This is a genomic window from Streptomyces sp. NBC_01669, from assembly GCF_026339735.1.
GTDB classification, from domain to species: Bacteria; Actinomycetota; Actinomycetes; order Streptomycetales; family Streptomycetaceae; genus Streptomyces; species Streptomyces yanii.
Genome location: NZ_JAPEQG010000001.1, coordinates 2,273,844 through 2,299,931, shown reverse-complemented (window position 1 = coordinate 2,299,931; position 26,088 = coordinate 2,273,844). Strand labels below are relative to the sequence as shown.

Genomic DNA, 26,088 nt, shown 5'->3' with positions numbered 1-26,088 from the left:
CTCGGAAGAGGTTTGAGAGAGTGGAGGCATGCAGCGTTCAACACACCGCGCGGACACAGGTACGGGTCATGTCGTCGTCATCGGCGGCGGCATCGCCGGGCTCGCGGCCGCCCACCGGCTCATCGGCGCAGGACTGCGGGTCACGCTCCTGGAAGCGACCGACCGGCTGGGCGGCAAACTCATGACCGGTGAGATCGCCGGCACCCGGGTCGATCTGGGTGCGGAGTCGATGCTGGCCAGACGACCCGAGGCGGTCGACCTGGCGCGCGCCGTCGGGCTCGGCGACCGGCTTCAGCCGCCCGCCACCGCCACCGCGTCGGTCTGGACGCGGGGCGATCTGCGGCCGATGCCCAAGGGACATGTGATGGGTGTCCCCGGCGACCCCGCAGTACTCAGTGGGGTGATCTCCCCGGAGGGCCTCGCCCGCATCGCGCAGGAACGGGACCTCACGCCGACCGCGGTCGGCGACGATGTCGCGGTCGGCGCGTATGTCGCCGACCGGCTGGGCCGCGAGGTCGTCGACCGGCTCGTGGAGCCCCTGCTCGGCGGCGTCTACGCCGGCGACGCCTACCGGATCTCGATGCGCGCCGCCGTGCCGCAGCTCTTCGAGGTGGTCCAGGAGGGCGGCTCGCTGCTCGACGGCGTGCAGCGCATCCAGCGGCAGGCCGCAGCCCGGCAGCAGACCGGCCCGGTCTTCCAGGGCATCGACGGCGGCCTCGGCACCCTGCCGGACGCGGTTGCCGACGCCGTGCGCGCCGGAGGCGGCGAGATCCTCACCGCCACGCCCGTCCTGGGCCTGACCCGTACCGCCGACGGCTGGGACGTCCGCACCGACACCCGGGTGATCGCCGCCGACGGCATCGTCCTCGCCGCCCCCGCCTGGTCCGCGTCGACGCTGCTGGCCGCCGAGTCCCCGGCCGCCTCCGCCGAGCTCGCGGGCGTCGAGTACGCGTCGATGGCGCTGGTCACCCTGGCGTTCCGGCGCTCCGACGTGGCGGTCACGGGCGCGCTCGACGGGCGCTCCGGCTTCCTGGTACCGCCCGTCGACGGCCGTACGATCAAGGCCTCCACCTTCTCCACGCACAAGTGGCAGTGGGTCGCCGACGCCGCCCCCGACCTGTTCATCCTGCGCACCTCGGTCGGCCGGTACGGCGAGGAGGACCATCTCCACCGCGAGGACACCGAACTCGTCGACGTCTCGCTGCGTGACCTCGCCGACGCCACCGGACTCGCCGCGAAGCCGGTGGACACCGAGGTCACCCGGTGGATCGGCGGCCTGCCCCAGTATCCCGTCGGCCATCTGACCCGGGTTGCCCGGATCCGCGACGAGGTCGCCAAGCTGCCGGGCCTGCGGGTCTGCGGAGCGGTGTACGACGGGGTCGGCATCCCCGCCTGCATCGCCGGCGCCCACCGGGCCGCGGACGAGATCGTCGCGGACATCGCGGGCGGGACCGCGGGAGAGATCATTGCCACTCCGACCCTGGTTCAGGGCACACGGAGCGAGGCGGGACAATAGCCGTATGAGTGCGCCCGAGAAGATTCCGAACGCCGGTAAGAAGGCCAAGGACCTCAACGAGGTCATCCGCTACACGCTGTGGTCCGTCTTCAAGCTGCGCGATGTGCTGCCCGTCGACCGTGCCGGTTACGCCGACGAGGTCCAGGAGCTGTTCGACCAGCTCGCGGCCAAGGACATCACCGTCCGTGGCACCTACGACCTGTCCGGCCTGCGTGCCGACGCCGATGTCATGATCTGGTGGCACGCGGAGACGGCGGACGAGCTGCAGGAGGCGTACAACCTCTTCCGGCGCACCAAGCTGGGCCTGGCGCTGGAGCCGGTCTGGTCGAACATGGCGCTGCACCGCCCCGCCGAGTTCAACAAGTCGCACATCCCGGCGTTCCTCGCCGACGAGACGCCGCGCAACTACATCAGCGTGTACCCCTTCGTGCGCAGCTACGACTGGTACCTGCTGCCCGACGAGGACCGCCGCCGCATGCTCGCGGACCACGGCAAGATGGCCCGCGGCTACCCCGACGTCCGCGCCAACACCGTGGCCTCGTTCTCGCTCGGCGACTACGAGTGGATCCTCGCCTTCGAGGCCGACGAGCTGCACCGCATCGTCGACCTCATGCGTCATCTGCGGGCCTCCGAGGCGCGGATGCACGTCCGCGAGGAGGTTCCCTTCTACACGGGCCGCAGGAAGTCCGTCGCAGACCTGGTGGCCGGGCTCGCGTAGCGAGCGGGCTCCGACCACCCCAACCCGGAAGATCAGACGGCGGGCGCCGGCGCACGGCTGTGCGCTGCCTGCCGCTCCAGCGACACCGGGTTCGGCTTCGGGTTCGCCGAGGGCTCCGACCTGCGGCGTTCCCGAGACCTGCGGGGAAGCGCACCGCCCTTCCCCGCAGGTCCCCGGCCCGCCTCCGCGTGGGCCGGTCGCATGTTCCCGCGGGGGCACGACGGTCCGTGCCGTCCCGCCGCACGAGCGCTCACCAGCCAGGAACGGCTTCGCCCCGTACCTCGCCGCCGATCTGCGTGGCCGGCCGGTGCGCCCGTTCATCGTCGCCGATCCGGCGCACCGTGGCTGCGCCCGCTCGTACGCGTCGACTGGATCCTTGCTGCGGAAGATGAGATGAGCCATGGATCGCCCATGCGCCGAACCGTGGCGTGTCCGGTCCGGTCCTGTCACCGCCTCTGTCCCCCGGCCCGCCCCGGCCCGGACGAAGTCGAGCTGCCGTGTGACCGGCGCCGCCGCAGGTCCTCGCGGGAAGACTTCGAACCGCCCCCTGTACACGGCATCGCCCATTCGGAGATCCTCAGTGACTGTGACCGACAAGAAAAGCGATGCGGCGTGGCCCGGGGGCATCAGCGCCATCACCCTGTTCGTCGAGGACCTGGACGCCACGAAGCGTTTCTACCGGGAGGTCTTCGGGCTGCCGGTGACCTACGAGGACGACGACTCGGCCGTATTCGGCTTCGCGAACACCCTCATCAACCTGCTGAGGGCCTCTGCCGCGCACGAGCTGATCGAGCCCGCGCGTGTCGCGGCTGCCGACACGGGATCCCGACTCCAGCTCACCCTCACCGTGGACGACGTGGTCGCGATGTGCGAGGAGTTGGCCACGCGTGGTGTGACGCTGCTCAACGGACCGATGGACCGGCCCTGGGGCATACGGACCGCCAGCTTCCGCGACCCCGGCGGGCACATCTGGGAAATCGCTGAGTGACTGGGGGAGGCACCGGCGGACATCGAGCGCGAGGCGCTGTTCGCGGCCCCGGCCGGCCACTTCACCGGCCGGAGTGTTCGCGTCAGAGGTGAGGGCCCCGGTGTGCCGCGCGGCCGTCGCCCGTGAGCGCGGCCCGCAGCGCCGGATCGTCGACCGCGCCGACCCCTCGTACGGCGACCGCCGCCAGCACGTCACGGTCCGCGCCGCCCGCCGGGGCGGCGTACGAGTCCAGCAGCCGCTGTCCCGTGGGAGAGGCCCAGGAGTCCCACGGATGGATCTCCAACCGGGCGATGACCAGGCAGCCGAGCGTCAGGACGAGCGGCAGTCCGAACCAGACCCACTCGGTCGTCAACGGGCCGCCGTGACCTTGCTCCTGACCGGGCAGCAGCAGCGCCGCACCGGCCATCGCGACCTCCAGCAGCGCCGCGCCGCGCACCGTGCGTACCGCCGATGCGAGGTCCGTCCGTTCGCCGCCTGGTAGCGCCAGACCCGCGGCGACGAGCCGGTCGGCGAGAGCGCGAACGGCACCGGCTGCGGCGGTGGCCGCACGTATCGGAGGGATCAGCGACTGCCCCGCCGGCCCGATGGCATGGATCACCGTCCGTTCGACCTCGTCCCGGCCCTCCGGGTCGACGACCGTCGCCCACCCGGTGTGGGCGAGGAGCAGGCGCCTGCGCAGATGCATGGTGACGAGCGCGAGATCGGCGACCCGGTGCGGGCCACCGGCCAGGAACGCCGTCTCGTACAAGGTCAGTTCGACATCACCGGGGTCCCGGGCCCGGTCGACGACTGCGGCGGCGAGGCAGAGCCGGAGGCAGGAGAGAGCCGCCGCACCCGATGCGACCAGCAGCAACAGAACCCAGAGCATGTCCGAGTTCTATGCGAGGCGGGCGGGGGAGCGCCATGGCCTGTTCAGTATTCGGAATCCGGACCCGCGTGCGAGGTGCCGGTGTCAGGAGCTGCTGCTGCAGCTCGACCCCCCGCAGCTGGATCCACTGCTGCTGGAACAACTGCTGCTGGAACAGCTGGAGCCGCCCGACCCGCCACAACTGGATCCGGAACTGCCACCGCACCCGCTGCCTCCTCCGCAGCCGCTGCCCCCGCCCGGCGTACCGCTGGAGCTCCCGCAGCCGGAGCCGGCACCGCCCGAACCGGCGCACCACACCGTCGCGACGAAGTGGTCGTTGCTGCCGGAGGAGGAGTGAGAGGGCGACATCGGCCGCACCCCGCCGGCCGTCCGCATCCGTGCGGCCGCCGCCAACTGCGCCCGCAGTACGGGATCGGGCAGTGCGCGCAGCCCCAGATTCGCCACGAGGTGGGCGGGTTCGGCGGTGCAGGCATGGGCGGCGCGGTACTGCTCGGCGGCGCGCCGTCCCGCCTGGGTGATCCGGGCGCGAGCGACGCCCGCGCAGATCAGCCCGAACGGAAAGCCGACGAACAGGGCAGGCAACACCTTGACGATGAAGGGAAGGGAGAAGTCGAGCTCGTCGGACTCCGCCATGAACTGTGACACCGTCACCGCGAAGGAGACCGGGATGGCCAGCAGGCAGCCCAGCCCCTGGAACAGGCCCCAGCGGCGCCACTTCACGGTGTCCTCCGGTGCGGCCAACAGCCCGCGGGCCGCGAGCCCGTCACCGATCTCCTGCACCGCCGGGTGGCGCATCACCGCATCCCGCAGGGTGTGCAGCGCACCGCTGGGGGCGGCGGCGTGCTCCTGGAGAACGGCTCGCTCCACCGGGTCGTGGGCGACCGGCCGTTGGACGGAGACGATGCCGGGACCGCCGACCGCCAGGCGTCCGTCCGTCTGCATGGCGGCGAGTGCGGTGTCCACGACCCTGCCGGGCCCGCCGTTCAGGAATGCCACTTCGTAGAGGTCGTGGGCGGGGCCACCGGGGCCGCGCCGGGCCTTCGAGACCCCCACGATCAGGAGGGTCGAGGAGACCGCGACGGCCAGCGTCACCAGCAGGGCGACGATGTTCATTCCGGTCACCTCCCGACAAGCGCGGCGCGGGCGGCCCGTACCAGCCGGGTCGTGCGGCGGGGCGGCCTGGCGGCCGCGCGGTCCCGCCACCAGGTGGTCAGCCGGCGCCGGGCAGCGTCGTCGGTGGGGCGCCCGGCGATCAGCAGCTGCTCGGCGAAGTCCAGTGCGTCGCGCCGGTATCCGGCGGCCATGGGGCGGGTCCTGGCGTACGCGAGAAAGGCGCGCCGGTAGCCGTCCCCGAGGATTTCGGGCAGCTCGGGCGCCACCTTGGCGACGACATCGGCCCGCTTGGCTGCCAGCGCGCGGCTCTGGACACCGAGGCGGCGGTGGTCGAAGCCCTCGGGGGCGGGGGTGCCGGCGACGAGGGCGGAGAGCAGCGCGGTCTGGGCGACGGCGGCGCGGTCGCGGGCGGCGTCGGTCGCGGGGCCGGGGGAAGGAGCGGTGGGATGTGCGGCGGGAGGGGCGGTGGGGTGCCCGGCGGGCTCGATCCGGGCGACGCCGTCTCCGGACGTCCCGGCTCCCTGCCCTCGTCCGGGCCCCTTCTTCCGTGCCGCGTCCAGCGTGGCGCGGATCGCCGTCAGTTCGCCCGCCAGCTCCTGCGCGGGCGGGAAGGCGTCGTCGCGCTCCAGCAGTACGCCGGGCGGGTCGACACGTGCGCGCAGTTCGGCGAGCACGTCGAGGACGGGCCGGGTCACCGGGTGGGCGTGCGTGTCGTGCCAGACGCCGTCCTTCTCGATGCCGCCCGCCACATGCACGTACGCGATCGCCTCCACCGGCAGCTCGTCGAGCGCCCTCGCGGGATCCTCGCCGCGGTTGACGTGGTTGGTGTGCAGGTTGGCCACGTCGATCAGCAGCCGGACCCCGGTGCGTGCGACCAGCTCGGCCAGGAACTGGCCCTCGGTCAGCTCCTCGCCCGGCCAGGCGATCAGCGCCGCGATGTTCTCCAGCGCCAGGGGCACCGGCAGCGAGTCCTGCGCGATCCGGACGTTCTCGCACAGGACGTCCAGCGCGTCCCAGGTCCGCGGCACGGGCAGCAGGTGGCCCGCTTCGAGCCCCGGCGACGCGGTGCGTGTCCCCCCGGCCCGTACGAAGGCGATGTGTTCCGTGACCAGCGGTGTGCCCAGCAGCGTGGCCCGCGCGGCAAGGTCCGCGAGCCGGCCGGGGTCGGGGCGGTCGGCCCCGCCGAGGCCGAGCGAGACGCCGTGCGGGACGACGGTCACGCCGCGGGCGCGGAGCCGTACCAGGGAGTCGGGCAGATGGTCGGTGCAGAGGTTCTCCGCGACCGCTTCCACCCAGTCGATCCCCGGCAGTGCCTCCACCGCATCCGCGATCTCCGGCCGCCAGCCGATGCCGATTCCCAGCTCCATGGTGTCCCCCTCCTCCACTACGTGCAGGGGTCATGGCCCCTACGGGCAGTGGCCAACCCGAAGAGGGGGACGTTCAGAGCATGATTTGAGGTTCCGGCCAGGGGGGGACCGGCGCGTGGACCGGTGCGGTCCCGATCAGAGGTCACCCGACAGGCTCTCAGGGCATCGGCATCGGCATCGTGGACGGACGCGAGGTGAAGGACTGGTCCCCGGTCGGCTCCGCGGGCACCGGCAGCGGCAGCACCCCGCCCCCGGACGGCGGGGGCGGCCCGGTCGGGCTGGCCGTCGCCGCGCCCGCCGCTTCGCGGGCGATCGCGTCGAAGTCGACGAAGCCGGTGCCCTCCAGCATGGTGATGTGGTCGAGCACGGTCTGGTTGGCGTCGGTCGCCAGCTGACGGATCAGCGAATTGCGGGTGGCGTTCCGGACCTGGGCGATCAGTGCGAAGACCCTGCCGTGCGCGGCCCGCAGCAGATTGGCGAACTTCCGCTCGTAGTCCTCGCCGCTTGCCGCCGTCAGCTCGCGCAGCCATCCCTGCTGCTGCTCGTTCGGCTGGTTCGGCAGTTCCACCCCGAGCTTGGCGGCCACGTCCCGGGCCCGGCGGTCCAGATCCGTGTGCCCGACCACCAGATGATCCCCGGCGGCCTTGACCGCCTCGCTCGGCGCGCGCTGGATGGCCTCCTGCCCGGCGGGCAGTTCCCACAGGCCGGCCAGGCGCACCTTCACGAGGAAGTCCCGGTCGGTCGCGGAGAGCGGTCCCCACTGCGTCGCGACGGACGACGCGTTGAGGTTGGCCTGACCGGTGCCGGAACGGTCGGCGTAGGACCAGACGGGGTAGGCGAGCGCGCCGAGCGTGGCGACAAGTGCCGCGATGATGAGGGCCGTTCCGTTGATGCGTCGCAACAAGGTTTCTCCCGGGCCGAGGCGTGACGGCGTCGAATCAACCGTCCGGTTCCAACGACCGGCGGCTGACTGGTCGTTCAAGATACTGGGCAGTAGTGCCAGTGACGGCGGTACTGGGAGATACGTATCGGCGCACCGAAGTGTTCAGCGGCGCAGTGCCGGATGGTCGGCGACCACCGTGCAGGATCCCGGGGCGATCTCCGTGAACCCGGCGTCACGCACCACCGGCAGTCCGCTGATGGTGAGTTCCGCCCAGCGGGTGGCGTCCGGGGTGGCGACGGAGAGCGGGAAGCCCGCCTCCCGCCACGCCTTGCGCTCCATATCCGACAGCTCCCACCACGCGAGCTGCGCGCCGTGTCCGGCCTGTGCCATCTCCTTGCCCGCGGACATGTCGAGCTCCGGGTTCAGCCAGAGCACCGGGCCGGACGGGTCGGGTGCGGCAGGCGGCTCGGGGTCGTCCAGGTCCGTCCCCGACACCTGGAGCTTCGCGAGTTCCTTCGGCCAGCCGTCCAGCGGAACCGGCGGGAACACCCGCACCTCGGCGCTCTCGCCCGTGACAGTGATGCCGGGCAGCGCGGACGCCTTGCGCCACTCCGCGCCGCGCGCCCGCCGCACCACCTTGCGGATCCGGGCGTCCTGCCAGTCGCGCATCACCTGCGCCCACTCGCCCTCGCCGGCCGACCGCTCGTCGGAGAGCATCACGAGAACGGCGCGGGCGGCGGTCCGCAGCGCGTCGGTGCGGGCCGGGGGGTCGGTCTTCTCGATGTGCACCACCAGCGGAAGCACGTACTGCGGTGCCTCGTCGCGGCTGGTCGGCTCGGAGTGGAACGGGGAGTCCGAGGGGGCCGGGGCGCCGGACGGGGACTGGGGTGCGAAGGTGTCGTTGCTGCTCACTCGTCCCAGTCTGCCAGTCGCCCGGCCCCGGCTCCTTGGCGGAATGAAACGGTCCGGGTGAGGATGCACCGCATGAAGAGCGATCTCTTTTCCAGCGAGAACATGGTCCAGCCGGCAACTGCCCCTGGGATGACCCTGCAGAACGCCAAATCCATCAAGTACGCCGTCAACGGCGAGATGCACGCCCGCCAGGGATCGATGATCGCCTTCCGCGGCAATCTCCAGTTCGAGCGCAAGGGCCAGGGCCTCGGTGGCATGCTCAAGCGCGCCGTCACCGGCGAGGGGCTGCCGCTGATGGCGGTCCGCAGGCAGGGCGAGGCGTGGTTCGCGCACGAGGCCGCCAACTGCTTCATCGTGGACATGGAGCAGGGCGACGTCCTCACCGTCAACGGCCGCAACGTCCTCTGTTTCGACCCCACCCTCGCGTACGAGATCAAGACCGTGAAGGGCGCCGGGATAGCCGGTGGCGGGCTCTTCAACAGCGTTTTCAGCGGTTACGGCAAGCTCGGCCTGATCTGCGAGGGCCACCCGATCGTGATCCCCGTCACGGCCCAGCAGCCAGTGTACGTCGACACGGACGCGGTCGTCGGCTGGAGCGCCCAGCTCAGCACCTCGCTGCACCGCTCGCAGAGCATCGGCTCGATGATCCGCGGCGGCTCCGGCGAGGCGGTCCAACTGATGCTGCAGGGCGAGGGGTTCGTGATCGTCCGGCCCAGCGAGCTCAAGCCCGAGAAGGCGTCGGCCAACTGAACCTGACAGGAGTGGGCCGACGGTACGGTCTCGGCGGACCATGGGTGCTGCGCGGGGTCGACCTCGACCTGCCCGCGCACACCCTGGTTCGGATCGAGGGCGCCAACGGCACGGGAAAGTCGACGCTGTTGAGGCTGATCTCCGGGATCGACGCCCCGACGGAGGGCCGCGTCACCGGCCGACGGCCGCGCACGGCGTATGTCCCCGAGCGCTTCCCGGCGGCGCTGCCCTTCACCGCCGCCGGGTACCTCGTCCACCTCGGGCGGATCCACGGTCTGCGGACCCGTGAGGCGACCGGGCGGGCGCAGGAGTGGCTGGCGCGCTTCGGAGCCGCCGGCCACGCCCGTACCCCCCTGTCCGAACTCTCCAAGGGCACCAGCCAGAAGGTCGCCGTCGCCCAGGCGCTGCTCGCCGAACCGGAGCTCCTGGTCCTGGACGAGGCCTGGACCGGCCTGGACACGGCGGCCCGCGGTGAACTGGACCGCGCGGTCGTGGAACGGGTCACGGCCGGGGCCACCGTCGTCTTCGTCGACCACGATCCGCGCCGGCTGGCCGGGGCGGTCGACGTCACCCACCGGATCGAGGGGCACCGGCTCGTCCCCGTGACGGCGGCGGAGACCGGGGACGGGACGGCCGGGCCGCGGGTACGCATCGAGGTCACAGGCGCGTCCGGGGCCGCCCTCCCCCCGGGGCTGCCCGGCGCACCGGTGCAGGAGCCCCGGACCGACGGAACCGTCCGGCTCACGGTCGCGGCCGTGCACTCCGACGCACTCCTGCGCACTCTGCTCACAGCCCGCCCGCCCTGGCACATCACCCACGTGTCGGCGGCAGCGGCACCCGAACCGACACCCCGGACGGCACCGTCAGGGACCCGGCAGGCACGATGACCGCCCTGATCCGCTACCAGGCCGCTCTGTTGCTCCGCTCCCAGCGCTGGCTCGCCCCCGTTCTCCTGTACGCCGTCTTCCTCGCCGTGGGAGTCCAGTCGGGGCAGCCCGTGCTCGACTCGCTCGGTTACGCCGCCGCCGCGCTCCTGCCCGTCACCGCCTGGCTCGTCCAGCTCTGTGCCACCCAGGAACCACCCGCCGCCCGGACCGTCGCCGCCGCGGTGGCCGGGCAGCCGCGGGTCCATCTGGCATCGCTGCTCACCGCCGCGGGCTCTGCCGGGCTGCTTGGCACGGCGGGCACCGTGATCGTGCTGCTGATCAGCGACCCGGCCAACGTCGACCACACCGTCCGCGTGCCGCTGCTGCCCGCAGCGCTCGCCGGGCTGCTCGCCGCCGTCTGCTGCGCGCTGCTGGGAGCGGCGGTCGGCGCCCTGTGCACCCGCCCGGTGGTGCACCGTCGCGGCTGGTCGGTCGCGACCACCGCGCTCGCCGCCCTGCTGTCCCTGGTGACCACCGGATCCCCCGCGAAGTACGCGGTCACGGGACTGGTCACCGGATCGCTGACCGGAGCGGTACACATCCCCGTCCTGCCCCTGATCTGCGCCGCCGCGGCGGCCTGCGCGGTGGCGGCGGTCGTCTGCAGGCTCACTTCGCTGCGCGGATGAGTAGGCTCCTGGGCATGGACGAGCGCCTGGACGAGCCGTACTGCGAGACGCCCGACACGAGGCCCGTGCCGGCGGATTCCGGTCCTCCGTACGCCGAATGCGTGCTGTGCCGGAAGCCGACCGAGTACCCGGAGTCGGTCAAGGGCATCACGCTCTGCCCGGTCTGCGAATGGCAGGAGGCACAGCGCACGGCCTGCTCCGGCTGATGGCTGTCCCACCCGGGACGACGGGAGAGCCCTGTGGTCCTGGACGCCACCGGCGACAGTGGAAGTACGGGACCGCATGGAGCGCACCCGTCTTCCGGATCGCCGTGAAGGCCCGCTCCGCGGCGGCGCGCATATCGGCCTTGTCCAAGGTCCTGTCGTCGAGCTGCCGTTGCCGCCCTCTTAGCCGAACAGTCCACGGTCCTGCCGGTGATCGGCGTCGTCATCGACCGGGACGAGGCACGGAAGTACCAGGCCACCGCGGCCGAGCGGCCGCGCCTGCGCACCGCGGACGGAGCTTTCACCACCTGGTGGCGACCGACGCCCGGTCCGGTACGGGGGCGGCGGACCGCACCGCCCCCGTACCGCTCAACGCGTCAGCGCCAAGGACCCGTCACCGCGAACGTCGTTCCCGGTGTGTAGCAGTTCACGAACATCGTCCCGCCGTCCGGCGCGAACGTGACCCCGGCGAACTCGCCCCACTCCGGATCCTCCGCCGTCCCGATGTTCTGCCGGCCGCGCGCCATCGCGTACACCTCGCCGTGCCGCGTCACGCCGAACACATGCTGGGCGCCGTTGCCGTCCTCGCACACCATCAGCCCGCCGTCGGACGTCAGACAGATGTTGTCGGGGGACTCACCGGGCAACTGCACGTCCGTACCCGGACCGAAGACGACCACCAGAGTGAGGCGGCGCCGCTTCGGCTCGTACCGCCACACCTGCCCGAAGTGGTCGGCAGCCGAGCCCGCCGCGCTGTGCGCGAAGCTGGAGACGAAGTAGACCGACGAGCCGCCCCAGTAGCAGCCCTCCAGCTTCTGGGCGTGCGTGATGCCCTTCGGGCCGAAGTCCTGGAACCGGATCGCCGTTGTGGCGGCCTGCGGATCCGGTACGGGGACCCACTCGATCCGGTCGAAGCTCGCACCGGTCTCCTGGATGACCGAGAGGTCGGGGACGCCGGGCACCCGCATGGCCTGCAGTTCGCCGCCGGCCCGTAGCGAGCCGGTGCCGCCGAGCGGTTTCTCCGGAAGGAAGCGGTAGAAGAGCCCGAACGGCTTGTCGAACGCGTCCTCCGTCTCGTACACGATCCCATTGTCCGGATCGATCGCGATCGCCTCGTGCTGGAAGCGGCCCATCGCGGTGAGCGGCACGGCTCCGGTGCGGCGTGGGTCGGCGCCGTCCACTTCGAAGATGAAGCCGTGGTCCTTGGTGTAGCCGTTGGTGCCGGCCCGGTCCTCGGTCTCCTCGCAGGTCAGCCAGGTGTTCCACGGGGTCCGGCCGCCCGCGCAGTTCACCGCCGTGCCGGCGATGGCCACGCGTTCACCGAGGACCGCGCCCCGGCTGTCGAGCTCCAGGGCCGTGCAGCCGCCCTTGCCCATCGGGTCGTAGGTGAGGCCGTCGACGGTCGGGACCGGGATCTTCGCGGTGACCCGGTTCTCGTGGTTGCGGACGAGATGGACGCGGCCTCGGTGGCCGGTGAACGCCGCCATGCCGTCGTGGTTGCTGGGGACCCGGCCCTCGCCGGAGCGGAGCTGGTCGCCCTCGCGGGACAGGACCCGGTAGCGGAACCCCTGTGGCAGATCGAGCAGACCGTCGGGGTCGGGGACCAGCGGACCGTAGCCGCTGTGGCCACGGGCGGCCGCGGTGCCCGCGAAGAGTTCGGAGAAGGCCCCGGCGAAAGCGATCGAGACAGCGGTCGCACCGCTGCCGGCCAGGACCTGGCGTCGTGTTGCGAGTCGTCGAGGTGCGGTTGATGACATGAGGCAACTCCCTGCTGGCGGACAGGAGAAGTGACCCGCATGTGTGTACCACGCGTTTCGTCGCGCGGGAACCATGCGGGTCACTGAGCCTCGTGCGCGTCACGGGCCCGCAGGGGCCCGTGGGATCACCCGCGGGGCCGCCCGTGCGGTCAGACGAGCGACGCGGTCAGCGTGATCGTCGTGCCCGTGAGGGCCTGGCTGACCGGGCAGTTCGCCTTGGCGTCCTCGGCGGCCTTGATGAAGCCCGCCTCGTCGAGACCGGGCACCTCGCCCTGCACGGTGAGGTGGATGCCGGTGATGCCGGTGCCGGGCTGGAAAGTGACCTCGGCCTGGGTGTTCAGCTGGGTCGGCGCGTTGCCGGCCGTGGTCAGACCGTTGGACAGGGCCATCGAGAAGCAGCTGGAGTGCGCCGCCGCGATGAGCTCCTCCGGGCTGGTCTTGCCGTTCGCCTTCTCCGCGCGCGACGGCCACGACACCGCGTAGTCCCCGATGCCGGAGGAGTCGAAGGTGACAACGCCCTTGCCCTCGATCAGGTTGCCTTCCCAGACCGTGTGTGCCTGACGCGTGGTTGCCATGCTGGATCCCTTCGGATGGGTGGAGTTACCGCACCCGAACCTACTGCGCCACCAGTCCCTTTGCGTCGCGCGCCAGCGCCGTCAGGCGGGAGATCGCCCGGAAGTACTTCTTCCGGTACCCCCCGTTCAGCATCTCGTCGCTGAACAGCCGGTCGAACGGGAGCCCCGACGCGAGCACCGGTATCTCCCGGTCGTACAGCCGGTCGGCGAGCACGACGAGCCGCAGCGCCGTCGACTGATCCGGCACCGGCTGCACGTCGGTGAGGCAGACCGCCTGGATGCCGTCCGTCAGCGCGCCGTACCGGCTCGGATGGACACGCGCCAGATGGTCGAGCAGCGACGGGAAGTCGTCCAGGCTTGCGCCCTCGGTGGCGTACGCGGCCCTCGTGACCTGCTCGTCGGAGTACGGCGCCGGTGCCTCGGGCAGTCCGCGGTGCCGGTAGTCCTCGCCGTCGATCCGCAGCGGCCGGAAGTGCGAGGACAGCCCCTGGATCTCCCGCAGGAAGTCGGCCGCGGCGAAGCGCCCCTCGCCGAGCTTGCCGGGCAGTGTGTTGGACGTGGCGGCGAGTGCGACCCCCGCCTCGACCAGCCTGCTGAGCAGCGACGACACGAGAACGGTGTCACCCGGGTCATCGAGCTCGAACTCGTCGATGCACAGGAGCCGGTGCCCGCTGAGCGTCTGCACGGTCTGCTGGAAGCCCAGCGCGCCCACCAGGTTGGTCAGCTCGACGAAGGTGCCGAACGCCTTCAGCGAGGGAGCGGCGGGCGTGGCGTGCCAGAGCGAGGCGAGGAGATGCGTCTTGCCGACGCCGTACCCGCCGTCGAGATAGACACCGCGCGGCCCGGAGGCCGGTGCCGCCTTCCTGCCGAACCGCCACCACCCCTCAGAGGATCCGCTTCGCGCGCTCCCCTTCTTGCCCGCACCCGTCGCGTGCGCCCCGCCGAGCCCGTGCGCGAACTCGTCGAGAACCTTCACCGCGTCGGTTTGGCTGGGCTGGTCGGGATCGGGGACGTACGTGTCGAAGCGCACCGTGTCGAAGCGCGGCGGCGGCACCATCTCGGCGACCAGGCGGTCGGCGGGGACGTGCGGCTCAAGGGCGCACAGGGACAGCGGGGCCGTTTCGGCTATGGGGCTCTGCCCCGGCACGGCGGTGGATGACGACACAGCTCTCAAGCTTAAGCGCCGTGCGAGACTGCACGGATGCGACGCCTCTTCCCTGTGACCGACCCGACACCGGCTGCCGAAGGAGGGGAGTGGAGTCTGGACGAGCTCGCCGACGCCTATGCGTACCCGGCAGGTGACGGCCCCTGGCTGCGCGCCAACATAGTCTCCACACTCGACGGCGCCGCGCAGCACGACGGACGCTCGCAGCCGATCTCGTCCGACACGGACATGCGGATCTTCGGCACGCTGCGCGGGCTGGCCGATGTGGTCGTGGTGGGTGCGGAGACCGTACGGATGGAGGGGTACCGGCCCGCCAGGGCCCGGGACGCCTTCGCCGCGCGGCGGGCGGCGGCAGGGCAGGGGCCCGCTCCGGCGATCGCCGTCGTCAGCGGGAGCCTGGACCTGGATTTCTCGCTGCCGCTCTTCGTCTCGCCGCTCGTCCCGACCCTCGTGGTCACCGGGGCCGGTGCGCCGCCGGACCGGATCGAGGCGGCCCGGAGCGCGGGCGCCGAGGTGGTGATCGCGGGGGAGGGCTCCAGGGTGGACCCCACCAGGGTCGTGCGGGAGCTCGCGGGCCGCGGGCTGAGGCGGCAGCTGGCGGAGGGCGGGCCCCGGCTGCTCGGTCAGTTCGTGGCCGCCGGGGTGCTGGACGAGCTCTGTCTCACCCTCTCGCCCATGCTCACCGCCGGCGACGCCCAGCGGATCACGGGCGGCCCCTCGGTGGCGGTGCCGGAACGATTCACCCTCGCTTCGATACTGGAGGAGGCCGGGTTCCTCTTCACTCGGTACCGTCGGATCTGACAATGGGCGGAATTTCCCGTTCCGGTTAGCCCCCGGTGGGCACAATTACTGACGCAGACCCCGTGCGAGCACGGGGAAGGATGGTTTCAGCAACGGCCGTCGAGGGTCGATGAGGCAGAAGGGCGCCCGAGGTGTTCACCAGCGTTTTGATGATCGAGAAGCCCCTCACTTCCGAGGACGTCGAGTTCGTCACCACCCTGCACGGGGAGGAAGAGACCTCGTTCGTCGTACTGATGCAGCCACGCGGAGACCAGGCCGACGTACTGCTGCGCGCCATCGACGACGTGGCGATCGGCGAGCTGAAGGAAGCCGCCCGCGAGCTCGAGGAGCCGGAGGGCAAGGACGCCAGGCAACCCGCCGAACTGGCACTCGAGGTATCCCTCGCCGCCCTGCGCCAGGCAGGCTCGGAGGCCGTCGGACAGGTGGTCGAGGACCACCCCCTGGACAAGCTGAAGTCCGTCGTCGACGAGGCGGGGGCGGACGAGGTCATCGTGCTGACCGCCCCGCACTACGTGGAGGAGTTCTTCCACCGCGACTGGGCCTCCCGGGCCCGGCACAAGGTCGGCGTACCGGTGCTCAAGCTCTTCGCGCACAGCGAATAGGCTGGGGGCCACTCACAACGACTTCTGGGGAGACACACGCATGGCACCCGGTATTCCTGCCGCCATGGAACGGCCGCACTTCATCGGCATCGGCGGCGCCGGAATGTCGGGCATCGCACAGATCCTCGCCCGGCGCGGCGCGAAGGTCGCGGGCAGCGACGCCAAGGAGTCCGGCACGGCCGAGGCACTGCGGGCGCTGGGGGCGACCGTCCACATCGGGCACGCCGCCGCCCATCTGGCGGACGACGCGTCCTGCGTGGTCGTCTCCAGTGCCATCCGCGCCGACAACCCGGAGCTGCTGCGCGCCGCCGAGCTGTCGATCCCCGTCGTGCACCGCTCCGACGCGCTCGCCTCGCTGATGCAGGGCCTGCGTGCGATCGCCGTGGCGGGCACCCACGGCAAGACGACCACCACGTCGATGCTGGCCGTCGCCCTGTCCGAGCTGGGCCTCGACCCGTCGTACGCCATCGGGGGCGACCTCGCGGGCCCCGGCACGAACGCCAGGCACGGTGAGGGCGACATCTTCGTCGCCGAGGCCGACGAGAGCGACCGCAGCTTCCAGAAGTACGACCCCGAGGTCGCGATCGTCCTCAACGCCGAGCTGGACCACCACGCGAATTACGCCTCGATGGAAGAGATCTACGACTCCTTCGAGACGTTCGTCGGGAAGATCGTCCCCGGCGGCACCCTGGTCGTCTCCGCCGACCAGTCCGGCGCGGTCGAGCTGACGCGGCGGGTACGCGACCTGGCGTCGCTCAACATCGTCACGTACGGCGAGTCCGAGACGGCCGACGTACGGGTCCACAAGGTCACCCCGCGCGGTCTGACCAGCGAAGTCACGGTCGTCCTGAACGGCAAGTACCTCACCTTCACGGTGTCCGTCCCCGGCCGCCACTACGCCCTCAACGCGGTCGCCGCTCTCGTCGCCGGTGTCGCGCTGGGCATCCCGGCCCACAACCTGGCCTCCGCCCTCGGCACGTACACCGGCGTCAAGCGCCGCCTCCAGCTCAAGGGCGAGGCGGCGGGAGTCCAGGTCATCGACTCGTACGCACACCACCCGACCGAGATGACCGCCGACCTCGAAGCGATGCGCGGCGCCGCCGCCGACTCGCGCCTCCTGGTCGTCTTCCAGCCCCACCTCTTCTCCCGCACCCAGGAGCTCGGTACGGAGATGGGCCAGGCCCTCGCCCTCGCCGACGCCTCCGTGGTCCTGGACATCTACCCGGCCCGCGAGGACCCGATCCCGGGCATCACCAGCGCCCTGATCATCGACGCGGCGAAGGCGGCCGGCGCCGATGTCACCGCCGTCCACGACAAGGCGGCGGTCCCCGAGGTCATCGCGGGAATGGCGAAGCCCGGGGACCTGGTTCTCACCATGGGGGCGGGCGACGTCACAGACCTCGGCCCGCAGATCCTGGACCACCTGTCGAGCTGAGGGAGCCACCGTGTCGTACGACATCGAGAAGCCGGACGAGGAATGGCGCGCGGAGCTGACGCCCGCCGAGTACGCGGTCCTGCGCCAGGCCGGCACCGAACCGGCTTTCGTCGGTGAGTACACCGACACCAAGACGGCCGGCGTCTACTCCTGCCGGGCCTGTGGCGCCGAACTGTTCCGCTCGGACACGAAGTTCGAGTCGCACTGCGGCTGGCCGTCCTTCTACGACCCGAAGGACACCGACGCGGTCGAACTGATCCAGGACCGCAGCCACGGCATGGTCCGCACCGAGGTCCGCTGCGCCCGCTGCGGCTCGCACCTGGGTCATGTCTTCGAGGGCGAGGGCTACCCCACGCCGACCGACCAGCGGTACTGCATCAACTCGATCTCGCTGCGCCTGGCACCGGACGAGGGCTAGGGGACCCGCAGGCCCGAGTCCCGTCCGGTCGATCTTCGTGGATCAGCCTGCGGCGTCCGGTGCGGTGCGTCGCAAGGCGGAGGATCGTCCTCGTACTGGGCGTGCTTGGGCGACTGAAGACAACGCGGCGAGGTGCCGTGCGGGACGCCGCGGGCCCACGAAGATCGGCCGGACAGGGCCTGGTCTCGACCTTCCTACTCACTGGGAGGCGACCGCTCCGGCCACGGGGCCGCGGGAAAATCCGAGCGCGACCCGTCAGCGACACCGGCGGGCGTTGAGCCGGGCGGCCTGGCGCGTCAGGTGGTCGCGCTCGGCGAGGTCGGGTGCCTTGTGGGCCGCCTCGGCGTACAGGCGTGCCGCCGTCGCCAGGTCGCCGTCGCGCTCGTGGAGGTACGCCGCCACCGCGGCGTGGCGGGGCAGTGAGGCGTCCAGCGCCGCGAGCGCCGCCAGGCCGGCGCGCGGTCCGTCGGCCTCCCCGACGGCGACCGCGCGGTTGAGCCGGACGACCGGGCTGTCGGTCAGGCGCGCGAGCTCGTCGTACCACTCGACGATCTGCACCCAGTCGGTCTCCTCGGCAGTGGGCGCGTCGGCGTGGAGTGCCGCGATGGCGGCCTGGGCCTGGAACTCGCCCAGCCGGTCGCGGGCGAGGGCCGCCTGCAGGATCCCGACGCCCTCGGCGATCGACTCGGTGTCCCACCGGCCGCGGTCCTGCTCGGCGAGCGGCACCAGGCTGCCGTCGGGCGCGGTCCGGGCGGCACGCCGGGCGTGGTGGAGCAGCATGAGGGCGAGCAGCCCCGCCACCTCGGGGTGGTCGATCGCGGCCGCGAGCTGCCGGGTGAGCCGGATGGCCTCGGCGGCGAGGTCGACGTCGCCGGAGTAGCCCTCGTTGAAGACCAGGTAGAGGACGCGCAGCACGGTGGCGACGTTGCCGGGCTGGTCGAACCGCACGCCGGAGACGGTGCGCTTGGCCCGGCTGATGCGCTGCGCCATGGTCGCCTCGGGCACCAGGTAGGCCTGGGCGATCTGGCGGGTGGTCAGCCCGCCGACGGCGCGCAGTGTGAGCGCGACCGCGGACGACGGCGTCAGTGACGGGTGGGCGCACAGGAAGTAGAGCTGGAGCGTGTCGTCCACCGCGGCGGCGGGCCCGGGCGCCGGCTCCTCGTCGACGAGGTCCTCACGCCGACGGCGGGCGGCGTCCGCCCGGGTCGCGTCGAGGAACCGGCGCCAGGCCACGGTGACCAGCCAGCCCTTCGGGTCCCGCGGGGGGTCGGCCGGCCAGACGCGGACCGCCTCGACCAGCGCGTCCTGCACGGCGTCCTCGGCCGCCGCGAAGTCGGCTCCGCGGCGGACGAGGATCCCGAGCACGCTCGGTGTGAGGCTCCGGAGCAGGGCCTCGTTCATCGGGGAGGTCACTCCGTGATGGTGGGCGGGCAGGCCAGGAACGGGCGCACTTCGAGCCACTCGTGGATCGGCTTCCCGCCCGCACCGGGGGCGGCCGACAGTTCCCCGGCCAGCTCGACGGCGCGCTCGTAGCTGTCGACGTCGATCACCATCCAGCCGGCGATGAGGTCCTTGGTCTCGGCGAACGGGCCGTCGGTGACCGGCGGGCGCCCCTCGCCGTCGTACCGGACGAACGTCCCCTCGGGGGCGAGCGCCTGACCGTCGACGAACTCGCCGGTCTTCTCGAGCCGGGCCGCGAAGTCGTTCATGTACTGCACGTGCGCCGAGATCTCCTCCGGTGTCCACTGGTCCATGGGCACGTCGTTGACCGCAGTCGGGGCGCCTCGGTAGTGCTTGAGCAGCAAGTACTTGGCCATCGTGTTTCTCCTCGGTGCTGGTGCGACCCATTGTGGTCGCGTTCACCGCGGGGACGGAGCCAGTCACGGGTTCTCGACATCGCCGTCCGATTTTTTTTGGCTCTCGTTTGGCTGGTGCTGCGAGTCGGCGAGCCGCGTTCACCCCGTCCCACGGACCCCGACCGACGAGCGGTACCGCATCGACTCGATTTCGCCGCGCCTGGTACCGGACGAGGGCAGGCGGGGTACGGCTGCGGGAGCAGGTCCGCCCGCCGCCGGTCAGTCGTCCTCGGGGCTCTCGGGGCGCAGCAGCGGGTGGGCGACGCCGGGAAACACCCGTGCTCTGACCACCGGCTCGGCCGCCCCGCCCTGGACCACCGTCTCGGCGACACCCCAGGGGCGGCCGCGCAGGACGACGGTCAGCGTGTACGAGGACGAGCACCCCATGCAGTCGTACCGGTCGGCCCAGGTCTCCACGTCCGTGACGCTGCCGGGGTAGCGCACCACGTGCCGGTGCCGGGCATGGCAGTGGTCGCACGTCTCGCCGGGCTCGCAGGTCCCGCCGCAGGGGCACGGCACGTCGAGTGAGTCCGCCGGGCGCCAGCGCTGCGTGAGGACGGCGTCACGGGTGGCGCCCATGTCCTTCATCGCCTTCAGATTGCGGGCGGCGACGTTGTACGACTCGCCGGTGGCGGCCATCCGGTCGCGGATGACGTCTTTGCGTCCGCGGTTCGTCGTCATCGGTTCCTCATCTGTTCCTACGGGGAGTCACGCAGCCCGCAAGGAGGTCCACGAGATCGGCAGGCTCCACGGTACCCGGCGCCCCGGTCGGGCCGTGCCACCTGCCCGGCCGGGGGCGGGCGCTCAGGACGGGGACGGTTCGGGGGGAGAGCCCCACGGCCGATCCTGCCGCCCTTGCGGCATCCCACCGATCGACCACGGTGGGGCAGCCTACGGCGGCTTGATCGCAAGCCGATGCCGCAGGTGTCCCGACCGCCGGCCACAAGATGTACCGGGCAGGCCTCATGCCCCGTCGCCCGGAACTCCGTACAATTTGATCCCGAACGATATCGTCGATCCAACGCGCCGCAACGGCGTCGAAGGAGTGTGCCCGTGCCCGGCCAACGATCCATCACCGAAGCCGAGAAGCTGGCAGGTGCGAAGCTGGGCGGCATTCCGGTCCGGCACGAGCAGATGGCCGTGGTGGCCAATATCTACCGCGCGGCCTCCGCGGTCCGGCAGCACCTGGAGAACTCGGTGCTGCGCGGGTCCGAGCTGACCTGGACGGCGTTCGTCGTGCTGTGGGTGGTGTGGATCTGGGGCGAGTCCGAGACACGGCACGTGGCGGAGGAGGCGGGCATCTCCAAGGGGACCCTCACCGGGGTTTCGCGCACTCTGGAGGCGCGGGGGCTGGTGCGGCGGTCCGGGCATCCCACCGACGGGAGGCTGGTGCTGCTCAGCCTCACGAACGAGGGCGAGGAGCTCATGCAACGCGTGTTTCCCCAGTTCAACGAGGAGGAGGCATTTGTCACCGAGCGGCTCAGCGACGAGGAGTGCCGCAGTGTCGCGGAGGGGCTGCGCCGGGTCGTGCTCCAGGTGGAGGAGCAGGGCGAGGAGCGTCGCCTCGCCCTGCTGGACGGCGCCGAACCCGCGCCGCGCCGCAGCGGACGCCGCCCCAAGGCGTGAACCAGGGCTCGTGAACCAGGGCTCGTGAACCAGGGCTCGTGAACCAAGGCTGAAGCCGGGTCCGCAGGGCGGCCTCATGGTGATGTCAGCGGCGGCCGCGGGCGGCGCGGACGAGGGCGTCGAAGAGTCCTTGCTGGGCCGGGTCCTCGTGGGCGGTGTCCTCCGGGTGCCACTGCACGGCGGCGAACCAGCCGTGCAGGCCCGGGAGTTCGAGGGCTTCCACGGTCCCGTCGACGGCGCGGGCGGCGACCGTGAGGCCGACGCCGGTACGGTCCACCCGCTGGTGGTGGTAGCAGGACGCCTCCACCTTCTCGGCCCCGGTGGCCTGCGCCAGGAGCGAGCCGCGCTGGATCGCCACCGGATGCACGACGTGGCGGTGCTCGCCTTGCGGGCCGCCCATGTCCTGCTCCAGGGTGCCGCCCAGGGCGACGTTGACGACCTGCAGGCCGCGGCAGACCGCGAGCGTCGGCAGGCCCGCGTCCAGGGCTTGGCGGGCGAGTTCCAGGTCGAAGCCGTCCTGTTCGTCGTCCACGTCGTAGACGCTGTCGTGGGCCTCGCCATCGCTGTAGCGGTGCGGGGCGAGGTCGCCGCCGCCGGGGAGCAGGACGCCGTCGAAGCGGGTGAGCCGGGTGGCCACCTCGGCGGGGTCGGCGGTGCCGCCGGGCGCGTGTGGGTGGATGGTTGCGGGTTCGCCGCCCGCCCGCCACACCGCGTCGACGAGCGCCCGGGCGTTGACCTCGGCGGCGTACCGCAGGGCGGAGGTGGACGCGGAGAAACGGGCCGGAATGGCGATGAGCGGTCTCACAGCTGGATCCATGTGGTCTTGAGTTCGGTGTACTTCTCCAGGGCGTGCGCGGACTTGTCGCGGCCGTTGCCGGACTGCTTCATCCCGCCGAAGGGCACGGTCAGGTCGCCCTCCTCGTAGCAGTTGACCCAGACCGTCCCGGCCTTCAGGGCGCGGGAGACCCGATGTGCGGTGGACAGGTCGGACGTCCAGAGCCCGGCCGCGAGACCGTACTCGGTGGCGTTGGCGAGCGCGACGGCCTCGTCGAGGTCCTCGAAGGTGAGGACGGACAGCACCGGGCCGAAGATCTCCTCCCGGGCCAACCGCATGCCGGGGTCCACCCGGTCGAAGACGGTGGGCCGCAGGAAGCTGCCCCCGGACTCGGCCAGTGTGCGGTCACCGCCGGTCCGCAGCCGGGCGCCCTCGTGGAGGCCGGTCCCGATGTGCTTCCGTACGCGCTCCAGGTGTCCCTCGCCGACCAGTGCGCCCATCTCGGTGGCGGGGTCGAGGGGGTCACCGACGCGCAGTTTCCGCGCGCGCTCCACGATGGCCTCGGTGACGCGTTCGGCTACGGAGGAGTGGACGAGCAGTCGCGAGGGTGCCGTGCACATCTCGCCCTGGTTGAAGAAGATGCCCCAGGCGGCGGTGGCCGCGGCCTTCTCCAGGTCGGGGGCGTCCGGGAGGATGATGTTGGGCGACTTGCCGCCCAACTCCAGCCAGACACGCTTGAGGTTGGAGTCGGCGGCGTAGCGCAGGAAGTGCCGTCCCACGGCGGTCGACCCCGTGAAGGCCAGGACGTCCACGTCGGGGTGCAGGCCGATCGCCCGCCCGGCGGTGGGGCCGTCGCCGGTGACGACGTTCAGGACGCCCGGCGGCAGCCCGGCCTCGGTTGCGAGGCGGCCCAACAGCAGGGCGGACAGCGGGGAGTTCTCGGAGGGCTTCAGTACGACGGTGCAGCCGGCCGCGAGCGCGGGCGCGACCTTCCAGGAGGCGAGCGTCAGGGGGAAGTTCCACGGCACCACCGCGCCGACGACGCCCGCCGGCTCCCGGGTGACGAGCGCGAGCGCGTCCGGGGCGGTGTGGGGGGACTCGTCGGTCACCTTGTCGGCCAACTGTCCGTACCAGCGAAAGGTATTGATCGCGGCGCGCAGCTCGATGGCATACGCGTCCGTGATGGGCTTGCCCATCTCCAGGCTGATGGTGAGCGCGAGCCGGTCGCGGTGCTCCTCCAGCAGATCGGCGATCCGCAGCAGCGCCCGGCCGCGGTCGGCGGGCGCCATGCGCGGCCAGGGGCCGGAGTCGAAGGCCCGGCGGGCGGCGGCCACGGCCGCGTCCACCTCCGCGTGGCCTCCGTCGGCGACCTGGGTCAGCACCTGGCCGTTGCGTGGAGAGACGACGGCGTAGCTCCCACCGCCACCGGGTTCGTCGGCGCCGTCGATGTGGTGGACCCCGGACAGATCCAGCTCCTCGGCTCGGCGCAGCCACTCCTCATGGGTGACATCCGGCATGGGTGGCCTCCAGGTCAGATCCAATATATTTGGGCTCAAACGATATGGCGATGCGCGGCCCCTCACAAGGGTTCCCGGGAGGTGGGTTCCACGTATCATTTGGATCCATACGATTTACCGGTCGGGGTGATCCGGCGGGTCCATGGACAGAGGAACGGAGCGCCCATCGTGCGAGCACTCGTCATCAAGCACGACCACGTGACAGAGCCCGGGCGGGTCGGGGACCGCCTTGCCGAGCACGGGTACGAACTCACCACGGTGACGGTCGTGCCCGAGTCCCGCCATCACGCGCCGAATGTGGAGTTCGACTTCCCCGACGCCGATGGCTGGGACCTGATCGTGTCCCTCGGCGCCCCCTGGTCGGTCTACGACGACTCGGCCGTCGGTAGCTGGATCGGCGGCGAGCTCGCGCTGCTGCGCAAGGCCCACCACCTCGGCATCCCGGTCCTCGGCGTCTGCTTCGGCGCCCAGGCGCTCGCCACCGCCCTCGGCGGCTCGGTGGAAGCCTCCCCGCGGCCCGAGATCGGATGGACGGAGGTCGAGACCGAGGTTCCCGGCCTGGTGCCGCCGGGGCCGTGGTTCCAGTGGCACTACGACCGCTGCGTCCTGCCGCCCGGCGCCGTGGCGCTGGCCCGCAACGCCGTGTGCACGCAGGCTTTCCGGGTGGGGCGAGCGCTGGGCGTGCAGTTCCACCCCGAGGTCACCACGGCGATGGTGCAGGGGTGGATCGACCTCGGCGGCGCGGAGCAGTGCGTACGGCATGGAGTCGACCCGGATGAACTGCTCATGCGCAGCCGCGCCATGGAATCCGTCGCTCGCGCCCATGCCCGCCGCCTCGTCGACGGCTTCCTGGACCAGGTGGCCCACGCCGCCGACTGATGTGGGCGTGCTGATGCGCGTCCTGCGGGACGGGGTGGCACCCCCGCGGCGCGCGCCCGGGGCCGTTCGCCGGGGGCGCGCCGCGGGGGAACGGCGGATCAGGCGGTCACAGCCGCCTTGCCGCGCACCACCCGTGCCGCCACGGCGCCCAGGACCAGGACCGCCGGGACGCTGAGCGCGAGCCAGGTGGCCGTGCCGGGGTCACCGCCGATGAGCGTCGTGAAGTTGGCGAGGATCAGCCAGATGGCGCCCGCGATGCCGAGCGCGCCGAGGGCCGGGGCGATCAGGGTGTTCCAGGGGCGGGTGTCGAGGCGCTCGCGTCGGAAGAAGACGATCACCGAAACCGAGGTCAGGAAATACAGGAGCATGATCCCGAGGACGGCCACTCCGCTGAACCAGGAGAAGAGCGTCAGCACGGGGTCCTTGCCCAGCAGCGCGAACGGGGCGACCAGCACCAGCGCGATCGCGGTCTGCACGCTGCCGGCCGCCCAGGGGGAACGGCGCTGGTTGAGCGCACACAACTTGCGGGGCAGTAGCCCCTCACGGCTGAGCGAGAACAGGTAGCGGTTGGCCGAGTTGTGGAAGGCGAGGATGCCCGCGAAGAGCGAGGTTGCGAGCAGGATCGGCAGTACGTCGTAAGCCCATCCACCGAACTGGTCGGCGACGGGATTGAAGACGAACGCCGTGGCGTCGCCGCTCTCCAGTGCCTTTCCGGCGGCTGCGGTGGCGTGCGAAGCACCGTAGGAGGAGATGAGCATCCAGGAGGTGAAGGCGAAGAAGCCGGTGACGACGGCGACCGACAGGTAGGTGGCCCGGGGGACGGTCTTGCGCGGTTCGCGCGCCTCCTCGCCGTAGATCGCGGTGGCCTCGAAGCCGAACATCGATGCCACGGCGAACATCATCGCCACTCCGGGAGCTCCCTGCAGGGCAGCCTTCGGCGAGAAACTCTCGGTGAAGCCGAGCCCCTCGGGGCCGCCGCCCTTGAACAGGGTGACCAGTGCGAAGACGAGCAGGATGCTGAACTCCGCCAGGACGAAGACCGCGAGGACCTTGGCGCCCATCTCGATGCCGGCCGCGCCGAGCGCCTGGACGACCACCATCGTGGCCAACGTCCAGACCCACCACGGCGTGTCCAGGTCCGCGTAGTGCGAGACCAGACCGCTCACCAGCTCCCCGTACAGCCCGTACATGGCGGCCTGGATGGTGCAGTAGGCGAACAGGGCCACGCCCGCGCTGCCGGATCCGGTGGTCCGGCCCAGGCCCTTGCCGATGTACGTGTAGAAGGCGCCCGTGTCCACGACATGGCGGCCCATGGCGACGAAGCCGACCGAGAACAGCAGGATCACCAGACCGGCGGCGACGTACGCGGCAGGGACGCCCGCTCCGTTGCCGAGGCCGACGGAGATGGGGGCGGCTCCGGCGATGCCGGTCAGCGGGGCCTGCGCGGAGAGGACGAAGAAGAGGATGCCCAGGACGCCGAGGGCGTTGGGCTTGAGCTTGCCTGCGGTGGGCGCGTCCTGCACGGTCTGTTGCCTTGCGACCGTTTGACTGTCCACTCGGATCACCTGCCGGGGAATGAGGAGAGGGTGGTTTGTTTCAGGCCAAACGAGTTGCCTCATCCTGGGCGGGAACTATCCGTTTGGCAAGGGGTTGAAGAGGATTCCCGCCGCACTGCCGGCCCCTCGCGGCGCCGAAACCGAAGCGGCATCGGCGAGGCGGGCGAGCCCCTGAAACGCGCCGCTCCTCACGTGCGGTGCACGCCTCGTCGCGTACGGCGATGGCTCCGGTGCGGAATCGAACGAGGCCCTGGAC

The 26,088-nt window shown here is 71.6% G+C and carries 27 protein-coding genes; 13 read left to right on the top strand and 14 right to left on the bottom strand.

Annotated elements, in window-relative coordinates; translation table 11 throughout:
• The first annotated feature begins 28 nt into the window (after window positions 1-28).
• The 3 genes from hemG to OG972_RS10055 all read left to right on the top strand — a co-directional run bounded on the left by hemG (window position 29) and on the right by OG972_RS10055 (window position 3,222).
• Entirely contained in the window at window positions 29-1,516 is a 1,488-nt protein-coding gene (gene hemG / locus OG972_RS10065; RefSeq protein ID WP_266980242.1) for a protoporphyrinogen oxidase, read from the top strand.
• 4 nt (window positions 1,517-1,520) lie between these two features.
• The gene (gene hemQ, locus OG972_RS10060) at window positions 1,521-2,234 is read left to right on the top strand and encodes a hydrogen peroxide-dependent heme synthase (protein ID WP_266980240.1); all 714 of its coding nucleotides are present in this window, start codon (window positions 1,521-1,523) and stop codon (window positions 2,232-2,234) included.
• A gap of 586 nt (window positions 2,235-2,820) precedes the next feature.
• A complete protein-coding gene (locus OG972_RS10055) occupies window positions 2,821-3,222 on the top strand; it encodes a VOC family protein (protein WP_266980238.1) in 402 nt (133 codons plus the stop codon).
• An 82-nt stretch (window positions 3,223-3,304) separates the two neighbouring features.
• Here the strand turns inward: OG972_RS10055 and OG972_RS10050 are convergent, their stop codons facing one another.
• From OG972_RS10050 to OG972_RS10030, 5 genes are all read right to left on the bottom strand, one after another.
• A complete protein-coding gene (locus OG972_RS10050) occupies window positions 3,305-4,090 on the bottom strand; it encodes a TIGR04222 domain-containing membrane protein (RefSeq protein ID WP_266980236.1) in 786 nt (261 codons plus the stop codon).
• 84 nt (window positions 4,091-4,174) lie between these two features.
• Window positions 4,175-5,203 (bottom strand): TIGR04222 domain-containing membrane protein, encoded by a 1,029-nt coding sequence (locus OG972_RS10045; RefSeq protein ID WP_266980234.1) that lies wholly within the window; start codon window positions 5,201-5,203, stop codon window positions 4,175-4,177.
• Between the two features lie 5 nt (window positions 5,204-5,208).
• Complete coding sequence (locus OG972_RS10040) at window positions 5,209-6,570, bottom strand: DUF692 domain-containing protein (RefSeq protein ID WP_266980232.1); 1,362 nt, start codon at window positions 6,568-6,570, stop codon at window positions 5,209-5,211.
• Between the two features lie 157 nt (window positions 6,571-6,727).
• Window positions 6,728-7,471: a DUF4142 domain-containing protein gene (locus tag OG972_RS10035; protein ID WP_266990384.1), complete on the bottom strand. Its 744-nt coding sequence runs from the start codon at window positions 7,469-7,471 to the stop codon at window positions 6,728-6,730.
• A 144-nt stretch (window positions 7,472-7,615) separates the two neighbouring features.
• Window positions 7,616-8,365, bottom strand: a complete 750-nt coding sequence (locus OG972_RS10030; RefSeq protein WP_266980230.1) for a peptidyl-tRNA hydrolase — start codon at window positions 8,363-8,365, stop codon at window positions 7,616-7,618.
• A 72-nt stretch (window positions 8,366-8,437) separates the two neighbouring features.
• Between OG972_RS10030 and OG972_RS10025 the strand changes: the two genes are divergently transcribed.
• Genes OG972_RS10025 through OG972_RS10010 form a run of 4 tightly spaced genes read left to right on the top strand, consistent with a single transcriptional unit; the run spans window position 8,438 to window position 10,873 of the window.
• Window positions 8,438-9,115 carry an AIM24 family protein gene (locus tag OG972_RS10025; protein ID WP_266980228.1) on the top strand — a complete coding sequence of 226 codons (678 nt, stop codon included), beginning with the start codon at window positions 8,438-8,440 and terminating at the stop codon, window positions 9,113-9,115.
• Window positions 9,112-10,002, top strand: a complete 891-nt coding sequence (locus tag OG972_RS10020) for an ATP-binding cassette domain-containing protein (protein ID WP_266990382.1) — start codon at window positions 9,112-9,114, stop codon at window positions 10,000-10,002. Before OG972_RS10025 ends, OG972_RS10020 begins: the two co-directional genes overlap by 4 nt.
• A complete protein-coding gene (locus tag OG972_RS10015) occupies window positions 9,999-10,667 on the top strand; it encodes an ABC transporter (RefSeq protein WP_266980226.1) in 669 nt (222 codons plus the stop codon). Before OG972_RS10020 ends, OG972_RS10015 begins: the two co-directional genes overlap by 4 nt.
• Window positions 10,668-10,681: 14 nt before the next feature.
• Entirely contained in the window at window positions 10,682-10,873 is a 192-nt protein-coding gene (locus tag OG972_RS10010; RefSeq protein ID WP_266980225.1) for a hypothetical protein, read from the top strand.
• A 374-nt stretch (window positions 10,874-11,247) separates the two neighbouring features.
• On the opposite strand, the gene OG972_RS10005 is transcribed toward OG972_RS10010, so the two are convergent.
• The 3 genes from OG972_RS10005 to zapE all read right to left on the bottom strand — a co-directional run bounded on the left by OG972_RS10005 (window position 11,248) and on the right by zapE (window position 14,367).
• The gene (locus OG972_RS10005) at window positions 11,248-12,627 is read right to left on the bottom strand and encodes an alkaline phosphatase PhoX (protein ID WP_266980224.1); all 1,380 of its coding nucleotides are present in this window, start codon (window positions 12,625-12,627) and stop codon (window positions 11,248-11,250) included.
• A gap of 149 nt (window positions 12,628-12,776) precedes the next feature.
• A complete protein-coding gene (locus tag OG972_RS10000) occupies window positions 12,777-13,202 on the bottom strand; it encodes an OsmC family protein (protein WP_266980223.1) in 426 nt (141 codons plus the stop codon).
• Window positions 13,203-13,242: 40 nt separating this feature from the next.
• Window positions 13,243-14,367 (bottom strand): cell division protein ZapE, encoded by a 1,125-nt coding sequence (gene zapE / locus OG972_RS09995; protein ID WP_266980222.1) that lies wholly within the window; start codon window positions 14,365-14,367, stop codon window positions 13,243-13,245.
• Between the two features lie 36 nt (window positions 14,368-14,403).
• Between zapE and OG972_RS09990 the strand changes: the two genes are divergently transcribed.
• From OG972_RS09990 to msrB, 4 genes are all read left to right on the top strand, one after another.
• Complete coding sequence (locus OG972_RS09990) at window positions 14,404-15,168, top strand: pyrimidine reductase family protein (RefSeq protein WP_266980221.1); 765 nt, start codon at window positions 14,404-14,406, stop codon at window positions 15,166-15,168.
• Window positions 15,169-15,317: 149 nt separating this feature from the next.
• Complete coding sequence (locus tag OG972_RS09985; protein ID WP_266980219.1) at window positions 15,318-15,770, top strand: indole-3-glycerol phosphate synthase; 453 nt, start codon at window positions 15,318-15,320, stop codon at window positions 15,768-15,770.
• Between the two features lie 40 nt (window positions 15,771-15,810).
• Window positions 15,811-17,205, top strand: coding sequence for a UDP-N-acetylmuramate--L-alanine ligase (murC, locus tag OG972_RS09980; protein ID WP_266980217.1), 1,395 nt, complete (start codon window positions 15,811-15,813; stop codon window positions 17,203-17,205).
• Between the two features lie 10 nt (window positions 17,206-17,215).
• Window positions 17,216-17,623: a peptide-methionine (R)-S-oxide reductase MsrB gene (gene msrB / locus OG972_RS09975; RefSeq protein WP_266980215.1), complete on the top strand. Its 408-nt coding sequence runs from the start codon at window positions 17,216-17,218 to the stop codon at window positions 17,621-17,623.
• Window positions 17,624-17,878: 255 nt separating this feature from the next.
• On the opposite strand, the gene OG972_RS09970 is transcribed toward msrB, so the two are convergent.
• The 3 genes from OG972_RS09970 to OG972_RS09960 all read right to left on the bottom strand — a co-directional run bounded on the left by OG972_RS09970 (window position 17,879) and on the right by OG972_RS09960 (window position 20,160).
• Window positions 17,879-19,024 carry an RNA polymerase sigma factor gene (locus tag OG972_RS09970; RefSeq protein ID WP_266990380.1) on the bottom strand — a complete coding sequence of 382 codons (1,146 nt, stop codon included), beginning with the start codon at window positions 19,022-19,024 and terminating at the stop codon, window positions 17,879-17,881.
• 8 nt (window positions 19,025-19,032) lie between these two features.
• Entirely contained in the window at window positions 19,033-19,440 is a 408-nt protein-coding gene (locus OG972_RS09965) for a YciI family protein (RefSeq protein ID WP_266980213.1), read from the bottom strand.
• Between the two features lie 258 nt (window positions 19,441-19,698).
• The gene (locus OG972_RS09960) at window positions 19,699-20,160 is read right to left on the bottom strand and encodes a hypothetical protein (protein ID WP_266980211.1); all 462 of its coding nucleotides are present in this window, start codon (window positions 20,158-20,160) and stop codon (window positions 19,699-19,701) included.
• 372 nt (window positions 20,161-20,532) lie between these two features.
• Between OG972_RS09960 and OG972_RS09955 the strand changes: the two genes are divergently transcribed.
• Window positions 20,533-21,105, top strand: a complete 573-nt coding sequence (locus OG972_RS09955) for a MarR family winged helix-turn-helix transcriptional regulator (protein ID WP_266980209.1) — start codon at window positions 20,533-20,535, stop codon at window positions 21,103-21,105.
• Window positions 21,106-21,190: 85 nt separating this feature from the next.
• Here the strand turns inward: OG972_RS09955 and OG972_RS09950 are convergent, their stop codons facing one another.
• A complete protein-coding gene (locus tag OG972_RS09950) occupies window positions 21,191-21,922 on the bottom strand; it encodes a gamma-glutamyl-gamma-aminobutyrate hydrolase family protein (RefSeq protein WP_266980207.1) in 732 nt (243 codons plus the stop codon).
• A complete protein-coding gene (locus OG972_RS09945; RefSeq protein ID WP_266980205.1) occupies window positions 21,907-23,397 on the bottom strand; it encodes an aldehyde dehydrogenase in 1,491 nt (496 codons plus the stop codon). The genes OG972_RS09950 and OG972_RS09945 overlap by 16 nt, the downstream gene beginning before the upstream one ends.
• Before the next feature lie 168 nt (window positions 23,398-23,565).
• Here OG972_RS09945 and OG972_RS09940 point away from each other — a divergent pair, with 168 nt between their 5' ends.
• Window positions 23,566-24,276 (top strand): type 1 glutamine amidotransferase, encoded by a 711-nt coding sequence (locus tag OG972_RS09940; RefSeq protein ID WP_266980203.1) that lies wholly within the window; start codon window positions 23,566-23,568, stop codon window positions 24,274-24,276.
• A 98-nt stretch (window positions 24,277-24,374) separates the two neighbouring features.
• Here the strand turns inward: OG972_RS09940 and OG972_RS09935 are convergent, their stop codons facing one another.
• On the bottom strand, window positions 24,375-25,832 hold the full coding sequence (locus OG972_RS09935) for an APC family permease (protein ID WP_266980201.1): 1,458 nt from the start codon (window positions 25,830-25,832) through the stop codon (window positions 24,375-24,377).
• Window positions 25,833-26,088 lie beyond the last annotated feature (256 nt).